Source organism: Streptomyces sp. YS-3 (assembly GCF_045257485.1).
Lineage (GTDB): Bacteria > Actinomycetota > Actinomycetes > Streptomycetales > Streptomycetaceae > Streptomyces.
Map to the genome: position 1 here is coordinate 1 of NZ_JBJHPC010000013.1, position 18,084 is coordinate 18,084.

18 protein-coding genes and 1 pseudogene are annotated in these 18,084 nt (G+C 69.5%); 17 read left to right on the forward strand and 2 right to left on the reverse strand.

Annotation, left to right across the window (positions count from 1 at the left end; translation table 11 throughout):
- The 4 genes from ACJA3G_RS02500 to ACJA3G_RS02515 all read left to right on the forward strand — a co-directional run.
- Window positions 1–515: NUDIX domain-containing protein (locus ACJA3G_RS02500; RefSeq protein ID WP_406551185.1), on the forward strand; the 515-nt coding region annotated here is incomplete at its 5' end.
- Window positions 512–2,503 carry an ABC transporter ATP-binding protein gene (locus ACJA3G_RS02505; RefSeq protein WP_406551186.1) on the forward strand — a complete coding sequence of 664 codons (1,992 nt, stop codon included), beginning with the start codon at window positions 512–514 and terminating at the stop codon, window positions 2,501–2,503. The genes ACJA3G_RS02500 and ACJA3G_RS02505, both read left to right, overlap by 4 nt.
- Complete coding sequence (locus ACJA3G_RS02510; RefSeq protein WP_358830773.1) at window positions 2,500–3,684, forward strand: bifunctional class I SAM-dependent methyltransferase/NUDIX hydrolase; 1,185 nt, start codon at window positions 2,500–2,502, stop codon at window positions 3,682–3,684. The genes ACJA3G_RS02505 and ACJA3G_RS02510 overlap by 4 nt, the downstream gene beginning before the upstream one ends.
- A gap of 296 nt (window positions 3,685–3,980) precedes the next feature.
- The gene (locus tag ACJA3G_RS02515) at window positions 3,981–4,115 is read left to right on the forward strand and encodes a hypothetical protein (protein ID WP_358830772.1); all 135 of its coding nucleotides are present in this window, start codon (window positions 3,981–3,983) and stop codon (window positions 4,113–4,115) included.
- Here the strand turns inward: ACJA3G_RS02515 and ACJA3G_RS02520 are convergent.
- The gene (locus ACJA3G_RS02520) at window positions 4,102–4,923 is read right to left on the reverse strand and encodes an XRE family transcriptional regulator (RefSeq protein ID WP_406551187.1); all 822 of its coding nucleotides are present in this window, start codon (window positions 4,921–4,923) and stop codon (window positions 4,102–4,104) included. The genes ACJA3G_RS02515 and ACJA3G_RS02520 overlap by 14 nt on opposite strands.
- A gap of 288 nt (window positions 4,924–5,211) precedes the next feature.
- Here ACJA3G_RS02520 and fabG point away from each other — a divergent pair, with 288 nt between their 5' ends.
- The 4 genes from fabG (at window position 5,212) to ACJA3G_RS02540 (ending at window position 8,372) form a co-directional block, all read left to right on the forward strand.
- Window positions 5,212–5,931: a 3-oxoacyl-ACP reductase FabG gene (gene fabG, locus ACJA3G_RS02525; RefSeq protein WP_406551188.1), complete on the forward strand. Its 720-nt coding sequence runs from the start codon at window positions 5,212–5,214 to the stop codon at window positions 5,929–5,931.
- Between the two features lie 194 nt (window positions 5,932–6,125).
- Entirely contained in the window at window positions 6,126–6,653 is a 528-nt protein-coding gene (locus ACJA3G_RS02530) for a hypothetical protein (protein WP_406551189.1), read from the forward strand.
- Window positions 6,640–7,920, forward strand: coding sequence for an MAB_1171c family putative transporter (locus ACJA3G_RS02535; protein ID WP_406551190.1), 1,281 nt, complete (start codon window positions 6,640–6,642; stop codon window positions 7,918–7,920). Before ACJA3G_RS02530 ends, ACJA3G_RS02535 begins: the two co-directional genes overlap by 14 nt.
- A gap of 5 nt (window positions 7,921–7,925) precedes the next feature.
- Window positions 7,926–8,372, forward strand: coding sequence for an NUDIX domain-containing protein (locus ACJA3G_RS02540; protein ID WP_406551191.1), 447 nt, complete (start codon window positions 7,926–7,928; stop codon window positions 8,370–8,372).
- A gap of 63 nt (window positions 8,373–8,435) precedes the next feature.
- Here the strand turns inward: ACJA3G_RS02540 and ACJA3G_RS02545 are convergent, their stop codons facing one another.
- Window positions 8,436–9,323: a helix-turn-helix transcriptional regulator gene (locus ACJA3G_RS02545; RefSeq protein WP_406551192.1), complete on the reverse strand. Its 888-nt coding sequence runs from the start codon at window positions 9,321–9,323 to the stop codon at window positions 8,436–8,438.
- 714 nt (window positions 9,324–10,037) lie between these two features.
- Here ACJA3G_RS02545 and ACJA3G_RS02550 point away from each other — a divergent pair.
- The 9 genes and pseudogenes from ACJA3G_RS02550 (at window position 10,038) to ACJA3G_RS02590 (ending at window position 17,432) form a co-directional block, all read left to right on the forward strand.
- A complete protein-coding gene (locus ACJA3G_RS02550; protein ID WP_406551193.1) occupies window positions 10,038–11,120 on the forward strand; it encodes a hypothetical protein in 1,083 nt (360 codons plus the stop codon).
- Window positions 11,117–11,878, forward strand: coding sequence for an ATP-binding protein (locus ACJA3G_RS02555; RefSeq protein WP_406551194.1), 762 nt, complete (start codon window positions 11,117–11,119; stop codon window positions 11,876–11,878). The genes ACJA3G_RS02550 and ACJA3G_RS02555 overlap by 4 nt, the downstream gene beginning before the upstream one ends.
- Before the next feature lie 125 nt (window positions 11,879–12,003).
- Complete coding sequence (locus tag ACJA3G_RS02560) at window positions 12,004–12,633, forward strand: WhiB family transcriptional regulator (RefSeq protein ID WP_406551195.1); 630 nt, start codon at window positions 12,004–12,006, stop codon at window positions 12,631–12,633.
- A pseudogene (locus ACJA3G_RS02565) lies at window positions 12,630–13,061 on the forward strand (DUF2637 domain-containing protein); the annotation flags it as partial. The gene ACJA3G_RS02560 and the pseudogene ACJA3G_RS02565, both read left to right, overlap by 4 nt.
- A gap of 965 nt (window positions 13,062–14,026) precedes the next feature.
- On the forward strand, window positions 14,027–14,218 hold the full coding sequence (locus tag ACJA3G_RS02570; protein ID WP_406551196.1) for a hypothetical protein: 192 nt from the start codon (window positions 14,027–14,029) through the stop codon (window positions 14,216–14,218).
- 40 nt (window positions 14,219–14,258) lie between these two features.
- Entirely contained in the window at window positions 14,259–14,552 is a 294-nt protein-coding gene (locus ACJA3G_RS02575; protein WP_406551197.1) for a hypothetical protein, read from the forward strand.
- Window positions 14,549–15,184 carry a plasmid mobilization protein gene (locus ACJA3G_RS02580; RefSeq protein ID WP_406551198.1) on the forward strand — a complete coding sequence of 212 codons (636 nt, stop codon included), beginning with the start codon at window positions 14,549–14,551 and terminating at the stop codon, window positions 15,182–15,184. Before ACJA3G_RS02575 ends, ACJA3G_RS02580 begins: the two co-directional genes overlap by 4 nt.
- On the forward strand, window positions 15,181–16,902 hold the full coding sequence (locus tag ACJA3G_RS02585) for a mobilization protein (RefSeq protein ID WP_406551199.1): 1,722 nt from the start codon (window positions 15,181–15,183) through the stop codon (window positions 16,900–16,902). Before ACJA3G_RS02580 ends, ACJA3G_RS02585 begins: the two co-directional genes overlap by 4 nt.
- An 80-nt stretch (window positions 16,903–16,982) precedes the next feature.
- Window positions 16,983–17,432, forward strand: coding sequence for a hypothetical protein (locus ACJA3G_RS02590; RefSeq protein WP_406551200.1), 450 nt, complete (start codon window positions 16,983–16,985; stop codon window positions 17,430–17,432).
- The last annotated feature ends 652 nt before the right edge of the window (window positions 17,433–18,084 follow it).

Below are 18,084 nucleotides of genomic sequence, written 5' to 3' on the forward strand. Positions count from 1 at the left end.
TCCATCAGCCGCATCCCCCCGCCAGGGGCGCCGTCCCCGACTTGAACGGGAAACGCGACCGCTTCCGCCCGGCGGTGGACACCGCCACGGTCCTGCACCGGCCGGACGGCCGGGTCCTGCTCCTGCGCCGGACCGAACCCGCAGCCGACCGGCGACTCGTCCTGGTCGGCGGCGCGTTGACAGGCAGCGAGTGGGCGGACGACAGCGCCCGCCGAGCGGTCGACGCGGCCGTTGGCGTCCAGGTCGATGCCTCCGACGTGGAGTACTGCGGCACCGCGCACCTCCAAGTCGGCGACGGCGAGCGGTATCTGGTGTTGCTGTTCACCGCGCAGCGCTGGAGGGGCGAGCCGCGCAACGCGGGTAGCCAGGGGGAGGTGGAGCTGGTCTGGGCGGAGCCGGGCGAGCCGCCCGCCGACTGCCACCCGGCCACGGCCGCCCTCCTGGACCTGTTCGTCACCGGCACCCTCCAGACGTGCCTGCGTGTACCGGCCACCCGCGAGCGGGGGACGGCATGAAGAAGGACGAGTCACTGTCCGACGAAGCCGAAGCTGAGGAGGTCTCACCCTCCGAAGAGCTGCTGTTCGGCGGGCAGTTGGAGTACGACATGGGCTGGAACGCGCACCACGGCGCGTGGCTGGGGCTGTCCCTGTGGTCGATGGCGCGGAATCTGCCCCGGCTCGTGGCAACGTCCGTGCGCCTGGCGGCCCTGGCGGACCGCAGCGCCCTGCGCACCGTCGCGGCGGCCGAGGTCTTCTCAGGGGTCGCGCAGGCCATCTCCCTGGTGGCGGTCAATATGGTGCTCGCCCACCTCCTCGCCCCAGGCACCGTCCCGGCGCGGATCACTGATGCCCTGCCCGCGCTCCTTGCGGTCGCGGTGACAGGGATGGTCGGCGCACTGTGCACCGCCGCGTCCACCGCCGCAACCGGCGCCCTGGAGCCACGCGTCCAACGCGTCGCCACCGAGAGGTACCTGACACTGGTCTCCGGGGTCGAACTCAAGGCGATCGAGGACGACGAGTTCCACCGGCTCCTGGACTCAGCATCCTGGGGCGCGGACTCGGCCCGCCGGATGGTGAAGTACACCACCAACGTGGTCAACAGTCTCATCTCGCTGATCGCGGCGGCCGGCGTACTGACCGTGCTGCACCCCCTGCTGCTCCCCCTGCTGCTCTTGATGACCGTGCCCAGCGCCTGGGGCGCGATGGCCAAAGCACGACGCCGCTACATCTCCTTCCATAAATTCGTGCAGCACGCGCGTGCCGCCCAGCTCCTGACCCGCCTGATGATCGAGCAGAGCGCCGCCGCCGAGCTTCGCCTGCACGGCATCGGCCCGTGGCTGCTGCGGCACTTCCGAGGCATGGCCGACACCACCGAGCGCGAGCAGGACCGGCTCGCCCGCCAGGACGCGCGCACCGGACTGTTCGCCGCCACCGCGACCGGTGCCGCGACGGCGGCAACGTTCGGGGTGCTCGGACTGCTGCTGTGGACCGGGGCGATGGCCCTGTCTGTCGGCGGTACCGCGGTCCTGGCCATCCGCTCCGGATCCGCATCCCTGCGCCGGTGCGTCCTGGAGATCTCCGACATGCACCAGGAGAGCCTTTTCGTCGGCGACTACGAGCGGCTGTGCACCGAAGCGGAGCGGCGCGCGATCCCCACCGACGGCGTCGACCTGCCGGATCACGCGACGATCCGGTTCGAGAGGGTCTCCTTCACCTACCCCGGCAAGGACGCCCCCGCCCTCAGCGACATCGACCTGGTGCTGCCCGCAGGGACGACGATCGCGCTGGTGGGCAGCAACGGCTCGGGCAAGACCACCCTGGTCAAGCTGCTGTGCGGTCTGTACGCGCCGGACGCGGGCCGAATCTGGTGGGACCAGGTGGACTCCGTCACCGCCAGCCGGGCCCAGATCTACAATCGGGTCGCCACCCTCGCCCAGGATTTCTACCGCTGGCCCTTCACCGCCCGGGTCAACATCGGCATCGGCCGCCCAGCCGACCCGTTCCAGGACGACGAACTGATGGAGGCGGCCCGGTTCGCGGGCGCCGACGATGTGATCACCGAGCTGCCCAACGGACTCAGCACACTGCTGTCGCGCGGCTATAAGGGCGGCCAGCAGATCTCCGGCGGGCAGTGGCAGAGGCTCGGGTTTGCTCGCACATATTTCCGCCAGGGCCAGGTCCTCGTGGCGGACGAGCCCACCAGCGCCCTCGACCCCAAGGCCGAGCAGAAGACCTTCGACCAGATCCGCGCCCTGGCCCGCCAAGGCCAGACCGTGGTGCTGGTCACCCACCGCCTCCACAGCGTCCGGCACGCCGACATCATCGTGGTCCTGGACCGCGGACGCATCGTCGAACAGGGCACCTTCGACCAGCTCATGGACCCCGTCGCCGGCACCGGAGCTTTCCGCGACGCCTACCTGTTGCAGTCCAGCGCCTACCAGCACACCGTCCCCGCCCAAGCCACCCCTCTGACCGCCGAAAAGCCCGCTGGAGACTCCCCGTGATCGCTCGCCTCACCGCTCTTGGCGCTGAACAAGCCAACGCCGCCACCTGGCACGTCTACGGCTGCCACCAGCTCCAGCACCGTCCCGACATCCCCGACCTCGCCCAGTGGCACTGGGGCAACGCCGGAACGGGCCCCGGTGTCGAGATCCTCGGGAGCCTCCGTGGCCGGCGGCTCCTGGACCTGGGCTCCGGGCTCGGCCTGCATGCCGCCTACCTCGCTCAGCACGGAGCATTGGTCGACGCCGTGGACGCCTCCCCCAGCCAGCACGAGCGCGCCACCGAGCGATACGGCGCTCTGCCTGGCATCCAGTTCGTACTGGCCGACGCGGTCCGGCACCTGGCCGATGCCGACCCGTACGAGGTGATCTACTCCATCAACGGGCTGCCCTACCTCGATCCCGACCGGCTGCTGCCCGTCCTCGCCGACGCCCTCGCACCCGGCGGCCGGCTCGTCTTCACCGCCCTGCACACCACCTCAGCCGGGGTCGGGCCCTCCTCCCGTGTTGCCGCTCGCCCGGAAGCCCTTCGTCTGCCCGGCAGCGGCGAGGAGCGGGCGGTCCACATGTGGGTGCTCGAATCTTCGCTGTGGGAGGACCTGCTGGTTCAGAACGGGCTGATCGTCGACTCGATCACCGTGCTGAACTCCGGTCAGCCAGACAGCCCAGTCTCCTACCGCCTCTTCCAGGCGCATCGGCCGCTCATCCCCACCTCGCGGGCCCGCAGCACGAGACCGCCTATCGCTCACGCCGCCGTCGGTGTCGGAGTCCTCGTCCACGGCCCGCACGGCATTTTGCTGGGCCGCCATGCCCGGGGAACCTGGGAGGCACCCGGCGGCTCCGTCGAACCCGGCGAGGACCTCGCTGAAGCCGCCGTACGCGAGCTGGCCGAAGAGACCGGACTCCGTGCCGATACCGACGACGCCTGCATGCTGGGCACCCTCCTGGACCACGTGGACAGCGTCCTACGGGTCACCGTCCCGGTGCTGGTCAACCGCTGGCGCGGCGAACCCCACGACCGCGAGCCGGCCATCGGGGCCTGGCGCTGGTGGCCGTTGACCGCTCTGCCCAACAGGATCTTCGACTGCACCGCCCAGTGTTTGACCGCCTGGAGGCCCGACCTCCGCATCGACCACCCACCTGCCCGCTTCCTACCCGCAGCCTCACCGCACGACCGTCCTTAACCATGCACCAAATCGCCGCAGCAACGGGCCGTCCTTCTCCCGCTGCTGCGGCGCGATGTGGATGTCCGGAACATCCAGGACCGGCATCGCGACCGCCGAAGCCTTCGGCCAGACCTAGACAGGCCCGTCCCCGTAACGGGTCGTGACCACAATGCTGGAGACTCCTCGCGGCTGATCATCGGATTCATACCTCGCGAGAGGACCAGCTACTCGGCCGTGATGCCGTGTTGGGTCTGCGCCCACGACTGCGAGTCCGGCGGAGCCAGCACTCACAGGTTCACGGGCAGCGCCCGCTGATGAGCATCATCGACCAGCAGCTGCACGTCGTACCCGGCGATCGGCGACAGGTTGAACGGGACGCCGACGCTCGCGAGCTCGCCACATGGTCGGGCCAGGAAGGCTGGCGCTGGATGTCAGTCACACCGGAATGAGGACCATCAAGCGGCATGCGGGCATTGCGTCCGGGGTCATGGTGACGAGCACGACACTGAACTCCTTCTCGCCCTGGCGAGGCAGGTACAAGCGTCGCGGAACGGCGCTGTCGGGGTGAGAAAGGGCTGGCAGGTCCGAAGAGTTCCAGAGTCTGCGTGCATCCGGGTCCGCCAGCACCGTGTCGAGGACTGCTCGCATCCCGGCATCGTGACGCCATTGTTCAGCGTGGACGCGTAGCTGCGCCATCATGGGCGCAGCCCAGCCGCGTTCCCAGTCGATGAGCTGGTTGCGCGCTTCCGGGTAGGTGAGGGCCCACAGCATGACGTTGAGGCCGTGCAGAAGCCAGGGAAAGTCGGCAGCCATTCGAGCGTTGTATCCGAGCACGTCCCACCGGTAGTCGCAGATGTACGCCGGGAAGGGCATCTGCTCCAAGAGGGTCCGGATGGCGGCCGGCATCCTGGCACTCCGAACACGGGGAGGCTGCTGGTCCGGTGGAGGCATGGTGCGGTGGCGGGAGAGTCTGTAGACCAGATCCCACTCGGTGTCATTCAGGTTCAGGATGCGTCGCACAGCCCCCAGGAAGGCGTCGCTGTAATTCCGTTGCTCACCGTTCTCCAACGCCCGGTACCAGCGGCTGCTCGCGTTGACGAGACGGGCAACGTCGAGCTGAGTAAGGCCGGGGCGTACGCGTCGTCCAAGCAGTGCTTCGGCACCAGGGATATCGCGAGGGTCGCGGCGGGCTCGGGCGTTCCTCAGGATGCGCGTGATGGTTTGCGCCCCAGAATCGGACGAATCGGTAAGAGTCACGTATTTGACCCCCCTGAGTCGTGAGACACATTCCTAGCCGACGGGCAGCGGATTTGTGGTGGTAGCGGAATCGATACACCACGTCATATCGCCAGGTCAGCGGGGCGCACTCTATGTCTTCATGTACATGCAATGGGAACTGTCACTTCCTACGGAATGGTAAGCGGAACTGACAGTTCCGATCGCGCAATCCGCGTGCCTCAGCGTGTCTGCCTGCGGCTTTAGAGTCCCCACCAGACACGGCGCCCCGGATCTGGTGGGGCCCGCAGCAAACTCTGAGAGGCACCCATGTCACGTTCGGTCCTGGTCACTGGCGGCAACCGCGGGATCGGCCACGCCATAGCCCGCTCCTTCGCCGAAGGCGGCGACCGGGTGGCTTTCACCTACCGCACCGGCGAGCCGCCTACAGATCTTGTCGATCTCGGGTGCCTGCCCGTGCAGTGCGACATCACCGACGGCGAGCAGGTGGAACTTGCCTATAAGACGGTCGAGGCCGAACACGGGCCGGTCGAAGTCCTTGTCGCCAACGCCGGGGTGAACCGCGACCAGCTGCTGATGCGCATGTCCGAGGAAGACTTCGTCTCGGTGGTGGAGACCAACCTCACCGGCACGTTCCGCACCGTGAAGCGGGCGAACCGCGCCATGCTGCGGGCTCGGAAGGGTCGCGTCATCCTCATTTCCTCCGCGGTCGCCCTGCGCGGCGAGGCAGGGCAGGCCAACTACGCCGCGTCCAAGGCCGGCCTGATCGGATTCGCCCGGTCTCTGGCCCGCGAACTCGGTTCGCGGAACATCACGGTGAACGTGGTCGCCCCGGGTCTGACCCTCACCGACATGGCAGCAGCTCTGAGCGAGGACCAGCAAAACGCGCTCCTCGGCCAGGTGCCGCTGGGTCGCATCGGACGACCCGATGAAGTCGCCGCAGCCGTGCGTTTCCTGGCGAGCGAGGATGCCGCTTACATCACCGGCGCCGTCCTGCCGGTGGACGGTGGTGTGGCGATGGGGCACTGACCTCTTTTTGGGAATACCGGCCCGCGCCGGGCAGGACTGCGGGCAGCGTGATGGGGGCAAGGAGATGGTGGCGCGCGATGGGGTGGACGAGGCTGCGTGGCGGCCGGGGCACGACTCCGACCGCCGGGGGGCAGGCGGGGTCAGGCAAGAGGGCGGTCAGCCTGCGTACGCTCCGCCAGCAGTGCCAGGAAGTCGTGGCGCAGATGCCGGTGCCGCGGCCGTTCACACTGGACGGTCTGATCGCCGGCATCGAGGCCGAGCGCGGCCGGCGCATCAAGCTGGTGGCCATCCCTGACTATCTGCTGGCTCACACCGACGTGTGCGGCCTGTGGGTCCAACTGGCCGACGTTCCAATCGATTTGATCCTCTACGTGGAGGGCACCACGGCGTTTCACCGCGAAAGGATCATCCTCCACGAGCTTGCTCATCTGTGGTGCGACGACGTGAGCGAGGTCAGCTTCGAGCACCTCGCCAGGCTCCTCCCGGATCTTCCGCCCAACGTCCTGCACCGTCTTGGCAAGCGAGGCCGCGTCATGGCCCGGCACCGCTACGACACCCCGGTCGAGAGGCGCGCCGAGATGGTGGCCGATCTGCTGCACCACGAGGCGTACGGCACCGACTACATCGAGGATCCCGTGCTCCGGCACCTCGACGAGGACCTTTCCCGTCTGCACTTCATCCCCCGCACTCGTACCCCCCGGAAGAACCGTGCCCGTCTCTGATGCGTTCGTCTGCCTGATCATCGGGCTTCTGCTGCTGCAAGCCGCTGTCCGTCTGCCGAGCGCGCTGCGTGGCCAGCGCCGCGAGCGTTCCTTGTGGGGTGCCTTCGCCGCGTTCGCCGCCGCCTGGTGGCTGCGCACCGACACCGGTCGCGCCGTAGTCGGCCCCCTGGGCATGAACGACTTGCCCACTCTCCTCAAGCACGCCCTGGCCATTGTCGGGATCTGCGTGCTACTGACCTATGTCACGGATGTCTACCGGGACGACGACGCCACGGCCCGCCACATCAAAATCACCTCCGTGGTTCATCGCACGGCAGCTCGCGGTTCGCTGGCTACCGTTGTGTGCTTGATCGCTGTGTTCTTCCTCGCCTTGGACCGCTCGAAGACCGCCTTCGACAGCCCGTACTTCATGGGCCGCCATGCCGGCGAGCCGGGCCTGGCCCTGTACCTGGGGCTGTTCAACTCCTACACAGCCGCGGCGGCTGCCGTTTGCGCCTACCAGTGGGGCCGGGCTGCCCGGCTCGCTCGCCGATGGAGTCTGCGGGCCGGGCTGACGATGATGGCCACAGGCATGGCTCTGATGGTCTTGTACGCCGTGCTGCGCACGGCGTACCTCGGGGTGATCACCCTTCACCCAGCCGCCGCCTCGGCTGGCACCACGCAGGAGCGTGTCACCGACACCGTGCTGTATGCGGCGTCTCTGCTGTGGCTGCTCGGCTCCATCACACCCGCCACCCATGCTCTCGCCACCCGAGTCCGCGCTCTCAAGGCCCTCGCCGGTCTTCATGCCCTGTGGCGCGATCTGGTCCTGGCCCTTGGCGGCGTCGCACTGCACCAGCCGAGCGGGCTCCTGAGCGGTCGCCGCGCCGCCGGCGTCATCAACATGGTGCGCGACATCTTCTCTCATGACGCCACCCCGCAGATTCGCCTCGGCCGCTACGTCACCGAGATCCGCGACGCCACACACGAGCTGCGTCGCAGGGCGCCGTCCGATCTGCTCCAGCGAGCGCGTCGGCTTGCCGAAGCCGAGGGCCGTGTCGCTGAGGATGGCGCCGCCGTTGCTGAGGCGTACTGGCTCAAGGCCGCACTTGCCTTCGCGGACGAACCTGCCGGTGCACCCGCCGCCTTCTACACCGCCGGCGATGACTTCGCCTCGGAAGTGCCCTTGCTCTTGCGCGTCTCCCGCGCGTATCGCCAGGCCAGCCCCCATACCCGCGCGATTCTGGATGCGCTGGCTCCTGCCCACGACCCCCACACCGCAAAGTGATGACCATGAACGCTCTGACCGCATCAGCCGCCGCCGTGTTCTTCAACCCTGACGGCGAGGTCCTCATCGTCAACCCGACATACAAGGACTACTGGAACCTGCCCGGAGGCGGCATCGACGTCGACCAGGGCGAGACCCCCTACGAGGCGGCCGTCCGCGAGATCCGTGAAGAACTCGGCATTGCTCCGGCCATCGGCCCTCTGCTCGTCCATGCCTGGATCACCGTTCCCGGCAGGGGAGCACAGGTGCTCTACATCTTCGACGGCGGCACCCTCAGCCCCAGCGACCAAGCGGCGATCACCTTGCAGCAGAGCGAGCTGAGCGAGTACCGGTTCTGTCCGCCCGACGGCATGGAAGACGGTCTGATCCCTCCGCACCTGGCTGACGTGTGGCAGCAGGTGCTCAGGGCCCACGCCGAGAACCGGACTGCCTACGTCCCCGTGCGCCTGTGACCAGTGGGCCCGGCCGCGCCACCAAGTGCAGGCCGGGCCGCCAGACGCTGCCTGCACAACGGTCTATCCGGAGGCGGGGTGTTCGCGTTGGGCGGCACCTTCCGCCCTGGCCTTGGCCACCTCTTGATTGATGAACGCCAGCAACTCAGCAGAGAGACCTTCCTCCTCGCCGCCGCGAGCAGCGATCGCAGCAACCTGGTTCCTAAGCACCAGCGTCTCCGCGATGACGCGCTGAACACCGGCATCGCCGGATCTGAAGATGAGGGGCGTGGTCTCCAGGGCTTCCGCGAGGGCGCCGAGAACGTCGTCGGAGGCGTTCAGCACGGCGCCCGTCCTGAGCCCTCGCACCAGGTCCGCCGTCAGCACATGCGCCCCGGCCCTGCTGTTCCCCCGAGCGGCGACCTCGACGTCCGACAACGGATCCGGCAGCTGCTCCAGGAGATACGCGATCTTCCCTTCGAGCGTGGTGGGCAGCGTCGTACTGCCGACTTGGACGGCGTCTGCGGGTTCCGGCTCGCCCGGCTCCGGGACGTCATGGCCGAAGGAACGCTCTTGCGCCCGCCGCAGCGCCTCTACGCTGACCCCGTACCCGTCGGCCAGGCGCTGTTCGTACTCCTTCGCCAGCCGGCGTTGCGCGTTCTCCGCGGCAGCCACCGGCCCGGCCGTGCTCGTCTTCGTAAGTTCGCGAGTCGCGGCCTGGGAGTAGCCGGCATCAGCGCGCAGATCTTTGAGATCGGGGCGCCCCGCGCGTGGGAACAGCACGTCCAGGTCCCGCCCTACGGCCTCGGCGAGCCGTGGCAACTTCTCCGGGTCAGGCACCGACCGCCCGGTTTCCCAGGCGCTCACGCGCGCAGAACTGACGCCCACTGCCTGAGCGACGTCGCTCTGCTTGAGGCCCTCCTCCCGGCGAGCGATCAGCAGCCGCTGGGCCTCGAACCGACGGGCCGGCATCCAACACGTCCTTCCAGGTCCGGCGAATGTATCTAGGTCACTCTAGCCACTTGATCCGTAGATCAAACGAGGATAGTTTCGTTTGACTGATTGCGTCAGGGCGGCAGCTCTGCGCTATTTCGCCATGCCGGTCCCTGTACGCGGCTGCCCCGTCGAGGCGGGACAGGCCAAACACACATCCGGCCCGTCTTCCACGGAGTCGCCGTGCACGAGCTAGCAACCGCATCCCACCGGTCCACCATGCCCCAGGGACAGGCGAAGCAACTCGTCCCGCCTCCCGCTGCAACTTGTACCGCAGCCTTTAGCTAAGTCTGGATCTTGTCGAAGGGTCCGCATATGTTCGTCGTCCCCCGCCGGGCACCCTGCCCGGCGGCAGAGACGAGGAGGAACAGCGTGGGCCTTACACGAACCAGCCGGGCCGGGTAGCCCGAAAAACAGCGACGGCGCCCGAGAGGTGCGAACTCTCAAGCGCCGACCGCCCAATGGAACTCCTGCCCGTGCGAGGGCCGGAGATTTACCCACCATCACCGCACCGGGCCCATTCCCAAACACACCCCGGAGCGGCGCTCACTTCAGAGGAGAGTGTTGCATGCGCGCTGCCCTGCGCAAAAGGTCGGTCAGCCCGACCGGCGCGGCAGTCTGCCCCCCGTCCGCCGTCGACCGGACACCGGTCCAGCGGGGTCCGCTCGGGCTTCGCGCAGGAGGTGGGGCCTGATGGCTCGTATCCGTACGGTCAAGCCTGAGATGTTCGAGTCGGAGTCGCTGGCCGAGTGCTCGGTCACCGCGATGTTGACCTTCATCGGGTTGCTGACGCAGGCCGATGACTCCGGCCGGCACCGTGACCACCCGGCCATCATCGCCGGGCGCCTGTGGGCCTTGCGCCCTGAGCACACCGCCACGCATGTCGCGCAAGACCTGGAAGAACTGGCCGCCTCCGGGCTGATCTGCCGGTACACCGGGTGTGATGGGCGAGGCTGGCTGCACATCACCACCTGGGAGCGGCATCAGAAAATCGACCGTCCGTCTGCCTCCCGCGTGCCGCGCTGTATTCAGCACCAGGCGGGCCACAAGTGCGGTGGATGCGGTGCCGCCCAGTGCCCCAACGTCACGCAGCCCGCCCCCCGGGGTGCTGCGGCGACACCTCGTGGAACCCTCGCCGAAGATTCGTCGAAGGCTCGTGGAACCCTCGCTCAGGTAGCGGACATGGCTCCCGCAGCCTCGGCGGCCCTGTCCGGGCCCCCGGCGCCTGCGGCGGATCCCGCCCTTTCCGAAGTGCACGGCACAGCCAGTCCCCGCACCCGGCAACCTGACGTTTCCGCAGGTCAAAAGGAATTCGGCGAAGGTTCGTCGACTCCTCGCCGAAGCTTCGACGAACCCTCGGCGTCTGGATCTAGGATCTTGGATCCTGGATCTTTCCTTACGGGGCGCGAGGCGCCCGCACCCGACGCCCCCTCGGTGAAGGTCTCGGCCAAGCAGCTGGTGGCCGAGTACGTCCGAGGCTGCAACCGCCGCCCTCCGGAGGACTTCCTCGGGCATCTGGGCCGGAAGGTCAACGTCCTGCTCGAGGAGCGGTTCGAGGCCGCCGACATCCGCGCCGCGCTCGACAAGCTGCGGGCCAAGGGGCTCAATCCCAGCGTGCTGCCGAGCCTGGTGAACGAGGTCGTCAACGCCGCGCCGCAGTCGGCTGCCGCGCTGTCGTCCGCCTCCGGCGCGGGGCCCTGGGCCAGCACCGGCAGCTCCTACACGCCGTACCTCAACCCCACCGCCGAGCCGACGACGTTTGGAGGCCGCCTGTGACCCGCGCCCGCTACGCCGACCCGCAGCCCGCGATCTCCGAGCGGCTGCGTGAGCGCCTGGAGGCAAAGCTCGCCGAGCGCGGCCTGGACCTCGGCCTGGAGCGTCCCCTGACGGACACTCCGGAGCCGATCCCGGCCCTGGAGGCCGCGCAGGCCCGCATCCCGGTCGACTACCGCGCAGCGCTGCCCGAGCACCCGGACGTCGCCGCGTGGGTGAGCGCCATCGCCGCCAGCGCCGTGGCTCCGAACGCCGAGGGCGTCAACCCGCACTACGGCACCGCCGGACGCAGGGAGATCACCCACGGGCCCAGCCTGCTGCTGTGGGGCGCCACCGGCGCCGGCAAGACACACGAGGCGTTCGGTGCGATCCGCGCGCTGACCGCCGCCGGGTGCGGCGTGCTCTGGCACGCCACCACGGCCGCCGACCTGTACGCCGATCTGCGTCCGCGCGCCGGGGTGGACTCCGAGTATCTGCTGCGGCGGATCATGCGGATCCCGGTGCTGCTGCTCGACGACCTCGGTGCGGCCAAGCCGAGTGAGTGGACCGAGGAGATCACCTTCCGGCTGGTCAACTGGCGCTGCCAGCACCGGCTGCCGACGATCTTCACCAGCAACATGCCGCCCGTGCGCACCGAGGGGATGCCCGCGCGCCAGGCAGTGCTGCGCGACAAGGTCGGCGACCGCGTGCTCTCCCGCCTGTCCGGCATGTGTACCGCCGTCGAGTTCACCGGGCCCGACCGCCGTTTCCAGCGCCCCTGACCTGCTCCTGCGCCACCGATCACACGTGCGGCCCCGTCTGCCGCGCCCTGTCCCGCCTCGCCGCACACCGCCGCACCACGGTGCTGCCTGCCCGCCTTCCTGCGAGGCGACCTCGGAGACTCCCCTTGCGCTACAAGACCACCAACGACTCCCCCGCACCGGACCTGCGGGGAACCGGCGACCACAGCTGGCACGCCCGGGGCGCCTGCCACGGCATGGCCCCGGCCCGCGCCGACAAGCTGTTCTTCCACACCGTCCGCGACCGCCGGTCCATCGCCGAGGCGAAGCGGATGTGCGCCACCTGCCCGGTGAGGAAGGACTGCTTCAACTACGCGATCGACCACCAGGTCATCTTCGGCATCTGGGGCGGCCTGACCGACAAGGAACGCCAGCAGTGGCTGAAGAAGCGCAGTGAGCGCCTGGACTACGACCGCGTCCGCGCCACCCTCCAGGGCCGCGACGTGCCGCTGAACACGGCAGAGCGCAGCACCGTCATCCACCAGCTGTGCCTGCGCGGCTGGAGCCCGGAGCGCGTAGCCCACCGGATGAACGCCGACCTCGACTGGACCCGCGACCTGATGCGCGAAGCTGCCCGCGCCATCGAGACCCGCGACCTGTACTGGGGCCTCGTGGAGGAACACGACGGCAAGCTCCGCGAGCCCCACCCCAACGATCCGGATGAGCAGCACATGGCGACGCACGGTCGCGAGGTGCAGTCCCACGCCCTGATCTCCTCGCTCGGAAAGGCCGCATGACCCCCCGCACCGCTGCACACCCCGCCGTCGCGCCCGTCGGTATCTGGGACCGCCTGGCCATCGTGGTCCTCGGACTGGCCGGATGCGCCCTCAGTTACGACGCCTTGCAGCAGATGGCCGTCGCCATCCACATCCGCGGATTCCTCACCTACCTCTTCCCGCTCGTCATCGACGGTTTCATCGCCTACGGGGTGCGGGCCCTGCTGGTCCTCTCCGAGGCTCCGCTGCGTGCCCGGCTCTACGTCTGGGTCCTCTTCGGTACCGCCACCGCAGCAAGCATCTGGGCCAACGCCCTGCACGCAGTCCGCCTCAACCAGCAGACCGTCCGCACCGGTCTACAACTGGGCGACACGGTCGTCGCCGTGCTCTCCACTCTCGCCCCACTCGCGCTCGCCGGCGCGGTGCACCTGTACATCCTCATCACTCGCTACCACCCGGCCGACCAGGGCCCGGCCGAGACCCCCGCGGACCACCCGGCGGTCCGGATGGAGGCGACGGGGTCCGCCGGGCATCAGCGCGCCTACCACGCCGGGGTGGACCACAGTGACGGACAAGCAACCCACACTGGTCCGCCGGACGGGTCTGGTCCAGTAGGGGCGGATCAGGGCAGCCTGGCGGGCCAGATACCGGACCGCGAGCAAACACAGGCCGCGGACCACGCCACGCGGACCACGGACCAACCCGCCGACTCCACCCCCGCGGACCAGCGGACCAGCCCCGCACCGGACCACGCGGACCAGGTCATGCAACCCGGTGCGCCCACTGCGGACCAGCGGACCAGCGCTGGCCCGAAAACAGCGCGCAGCGACGGCCGGACCAGCAACGCAGCAGGTCAGACCGGTCCTGGACCGCATGGTCCGACGGACCACGATCGGGTGGACCACGCACACGGTCCGGCCGAAGGACCCGGTCCGGCGGGCACGGACAAAGGAACCCCGGCTGACCGGATGCCGGACCGCGAGCACACACATGCTGCGGACCACGCCACGCGGACCACGGACCAACCCGCCGACTCCACCCCCGCGGACCGGCGGACCAACCCCGCACTGGACCATGCGGACCGCGGAGCGGACCAGGACGTTGCCCCCTCGGCGGACCAGGACGAGGACGGTTCCGGGGGCGGACCGCACGGTGCCCGGACCACGGACCATGAAGCCTCGGCGTCGGACCCGCGGACCAAGCCTGCGGACCAGGACGAGGTCCCGTGGGAAGTCAAGGTCGAGGTCGCGCGCAAAGCCGCCCTCGAAGAAGGCCGGATGACCCGCCGGGCCATCCGACCTCACCTGCGCAACGCCAACATCAGCGTCAGCAACAGGCACTTCCGTGTCCTCCAGGATCAGCTGTACGCGGACCCCGCACTCGCCCACCTGCCCCGAGACACCAGGAGATCGCGATGAGGACCTGCGACCGCTTCGCGCGAATCAAGAGCGGCTACGAGCAGGACATCACCTACCTGCGCAACCACTCGCAGCGCAGCGCGGACGCAAAGGCGGCGAAGACGAGCGCGACCAACGCCCTGGCCGTGAAGTCCTGCATGGCCAAGGCCCTCGGCCGGCACTTCGCAGCCTGCTTGATCTGCGGATGACCAGACGATAACCGCAGGTCAAACGCCCTACGCCGTCCCTGTGAAGCGGTGGTCCGGCCCGACGCCGGACCGCCGCCCCGACCCTGGAGGCCCCGCCATCCGCTCCCGCCACTCCCGTACGACGATCCCGACCGCAGCCGAAGCCGGCGCCTGGGCCGAGGTCCTGGTCCGCCACCGCCTTCTGCACGCCGCCGTCCTGGGCCCGAACGGGCAGTGGCTCGTGCAGCACGCGCCCGAGGGCAGCGTCCGTGTGCTGGACGGCGCCGCCGCCATGGTCGAACTCGCCGCGCAGATCCAGCACCGCACCCGCACCACGAGGAACCGCATCCGATGACGAACCCGAACGCCCCCCAGCCTCACACCCGCGACGAGGTGGCAACCAACTCCCTCTCGCGGGGAGCAAGTTGGGGCGGAAGCGTAGCTTCCGCCGACCCCGCCCCCAAGGGGGCGGGAGCGGACCTGCACCAGGGGGCACAGGTCCGACAGGCTTCGACCGAGGGCGGACCGAAGCCTGGGGGGAGAAACGAAGCGAACCGCCGCCCGCGCCGCTCATCTGCCGCACCGCGCGCCCGTCAGCGCCCGCGCCAGCCGCGCGAGAAGAAGCGTCTGCACCAGCCCAATGCGCGCTTCAACGATGAAGAGTTCGCCCTAATCAAGTCCGCCGCCGCCCAGTCGAACCTGTCCGTCGCCGGCTTCCTCGCCCGCTCCGCCCTGCGCGCCGCCCGCGACCGTGACCGCACCGCCGCCGAGATTGCCGACGACCGCGAAGTGATCACCGTACTGTTCGACTCCCGCCGCCGTCTCGGCTGGGCAGGCAGCAACCTCAACCAGGCCGTCAAGGCACTCAACTCCGGCGCCGACGCGCCGCAGCTTGACGACGCCATCGCCGCTGTCCGCGCGGCGGCCGACCGCGTCCAGGAGGCCGTATCCCAGCTCATCGCCCGCCAGCAGACCCCGGCAGCATGATCCCCAGCGTCAACGATTCCGGGGACAAGACCATCGGCCTGCTCAACTACCTGTACGGCCCCGGGCGTGCCGAGGAACATGTCGACCCGCACCTCGTCGCGTCCTTCGACGGGATGGCACCCGACCCCGGCCGCACTGCCGACTTCGATGCCGCCCTTAAGGACCTGGCCCTCCTGCTCGACCAGCCCGTCGAAGCTCTGCCCGCGCACGCCCGGCCCGCCAAGCACGTGTGGCATACCTCGGTGCGTGCCGATCCCGGCGACCGCATCCTGTCCGACGACGAGTGGGCTGACATCGCCCGCCGGGTTGTTGCCGCCACCGGCATCGACCCCGGCGACGGGGAACCCGGCTGCCGCTGGGCCGCCGTACGGCACGCGGACGACCACATCCACATCGTCGCCACCCTCGTGTGCGAGGACGGAAGCCGCCCCGATGACTTCCGCTCCGGCATGCGCGCTCAGGCCGAATGCCGTCTCATCGAGAAGGAGCTGGGCCTGACGCTAGTCAACGCGGGCGACGGCACCGCCGCCAAGCGGCCCACCAGCGCGGAGCGCCACAAAGCGGAGCGCCAGGGCCGGGAGCAGACCGCCCGCGAGGAACTGCGCGAGACCGTCCGCCGGGCGGTGGCGGGCGCCGCCAGCGAGGAGGAGTTCTTTGACCGGCTCGCCGCCGCCGGTCTGCTCATCCGCAAGCGCCAAGCGCCCTCCGGTGACCTGCTCGGCTACAAGGTCGCGCTCGTCGACGACCGCAACGAGGACGACGAGCCGGTCTACTTCGCGGGCTCCACCCTCGCCCCCGACCTCTCGCTGCCCCGCATCCGCGAACGCTGGTCCGCCCCCCAGCAGGGTTCCGCCGTCGTTCCGGACGACCGGGCCACCGCGTCGAGCGGTCCGGCAGGGGCACGACGGCGTGCGGCAGCCGCTGCCTGGCAGGCGCTCCTGATCATCGGCCACGGCAACGACCACCAGGCAGCAGCCCTCATCGCGGCATCCGGAGAGGTCCTCGACGCCCTCGCCAAGACCTCCGCCGCCCACACCCGCAAACAACTCCAAGAAGCAGCAAGGACTTTCGAGCGCGCCTCCCGCTCGCACGTACAAGCCGAGCGCGGCCACGACCGCGCCCTGCGCCAGGCCGCCCGCGACCTCGTCTACGGCGGCCCCGCTCTGGGGCGCGGCGAGGACGGCGCCACCACCGCCATGGTGATCGACATGGTCGCCTTTCTGGTCATCGCCGCAGCCCACTGGCACGGCCGGAAGAACCACGCCCAACAGGCTGATGCCGCCCGCCAGGCCGCCGAACACCTGCGCGCCGCCTACCAGTCCGCCGCCCAGCACCCGATGGCCGTCCTGCGCCAGCGTGGCCGCCGCCTCTCCCAGCCGCTCCAGCGCCGCCAGGCGGCCCACCTGCACCAGGCGGTGCCGCATCTGGCCGAGCAGATACTCACCGAGCCAGGCTGGCATGCGCTCGCCGCCACCCTCGCCGACGCCGAAGCCGCCGGCCACGAGCCTGGTGCGCTGCTCGCCGAGGCCGTAGCCCGCGGCGAACTCGACACGGCCGAGTCAGCCAGCGACGTCCTGGTCTGGCGGCTGCGGCGCCTGGCCGCCCTGCCCGCCGACGCCTCCGCCATGCCCGACCCGGGCACCGCCACACCACAGCGCACCGGGCGTCCGAAGCGGCCCTCCACCGGCCACAACCCCCGTCCCCCGAAGACGAGATGATTCCCGAATGCGCAAGTTGCAGCAGGTCAGAGACCTGGGGCACTCTCCGTGTGGCCCATGAACGACGAAGAGGGGGACATATGTTTCGACGCCGCGCGGACCGCGAGTTCCGTGACGCCCAGCGCGCCAGCCAAGCGATGCTGCAGACGCACGCGACCTGGCCGGCGCCCGACTTCGCCAGCCCGGCCGCCGAGCCCGCGCCTCCCGCCCACGGCGGAGGCATCGAGGAGGTGCCCGACTTCCCGCCTACGGAGCTTCGCGTGCCCTCTCGCAAGGAGGTCGAAGGACTGATGATGCGTTGGGAGCATCCGCTCGTCATCGACGGCGAGGTCCGCGAGTGCCCGCAGTGCGGCGCGTACCGGGACTGGATCGTCTTCAGCATGCGCAACGACACGATCTGGCTGCGCTGCCGCGCCGGCCACAACACCGCCGAGCCGCGCCTGGACCCGGCCTGGTACAACCGCAACTCCGGTCCCGTGGACCACTTCCACCCCACGCTGGATGACGGCCTGCGCCACCTGGGCCACTGACCACCCACGTCCCCTCCCCGCCGACAGCGGATCGCGTGTCGGCCCAGTCAGACCGTCCGCTCTGCATATCGAAGGGGTTCCGTTTGCGTCGCCACTCCACGACTGCGCTCGTCCTGACCGCCCTCGCCCCACTCGCCCTTACGGGCTGCTCCGACGACAGCTCCGGCTCCTCGGGGGCTTCACCTGCAGCGTCCTCCTCACCCCGCGGTGCAAGCGACACCACCGGGGCCGCACCACTGTCGTCCGCCGTGTTGAACACACGGCTCCTGACCGAGCAGGACCTGGGTGAGGGCTACGTACGCAAGGCGGAGCGCGCCCAGCAGGACGACGTGACGGTGATCGGGTGTTCTGTGGGGGTCCTGCGTGTCCCAGGCTTGCAGATGCCGCAGTTTTCGCAGTTCAGATGGTTCTTGGTAGCAAGCTAGAGAGTGCAGCAGCCGTGGTGCAAGCGATGTCACTCGGACGGGTTCCCCGCTGCCCCTGCGGGAGTTGGCCGACGTGCTGGCTTCGTTCGCTTCAAGCAGCAGCGTTTGCTTGCCGGTTGGTGAAGTCGGCCCGGTGTGGCGCGCCGCGGTGGGCAAGGTACGGGGCCACCGCGTGCCGTTCGCGACATTCGTACAAGACCGGCAGCCGTCGCCCCCGCACCATCGCC

Coding starts and splice junctions, on each gene's coding strand:
- ACJA3G_RS02505 (WP_406551186.1), top strand. CDS start 512: ATGAAGAAGGACGAGTCACTGTCCGACGAAGCCGAAGCTGAGGAGGTC.
- ACJA3G_RS02515 (WP_358830772.1), top strand. CDS start 3,981: ATGAGCATCATCGACCAGCAGCTGCACGTCGTACCCGGCGATCGGCGA.
- fabG (WP_406551188.1), top strand. CDS start 5,212: ATGTCACGTTCGGTCCTGGTCACTGGCGGCAACCGCGGGATCGGCCAC.
- ACJA3G_RS02540 (WP_406551191.1), top strand. CDS start 7,926: ATGAACGCTCTGACCGCATCAGCCGCCGCCGTGTTCTTCAACCCTGAC.
- ACJA3G_RS02545 (WP_406551192.1), bottom strand. CDS start 9,323: ATGCCGGCCCGTCGGTTCGAGGCCCAGCGGCTGCTGATCGCTCGCCGG.
- ACJA3G_RS02550 (WP_406551193.1), top strand. CDS start 10,038: ATGGCTCGTATCCGTACGGTCAAGCCTGAGATGTTCGAGTCGGAGTCG.
- ACJA3G_RS02570 (WP_406551196.1), top strand. CDS start 14,027: ATGAGGACCTGCGACCGCTTCGCGCGAATCAAGAGCGGCTACGAGCAG.
- ACJA3G_RS02580 (WP_406551198.1), top strand. CDS start 14,549: ATGACGAACCCGAACGCCCCCCAGCCTCACACCCGCGACGAGGTGGCA.
- ACJA3G_RS02585 (WP_406551199.1), top strand. CDS start 15,181: ATGATCCCCAGCGTCAACGATTCCGGGGACAAGACCATCGGCCTGCTC.
- ACJA3G_RS02590 (WP_406551200.1), top strand. CDS start 16,983: ATGTTTCGACGCCGCGCGGACCGCGAGTTCCGTGACGCCCAGCGCGCC.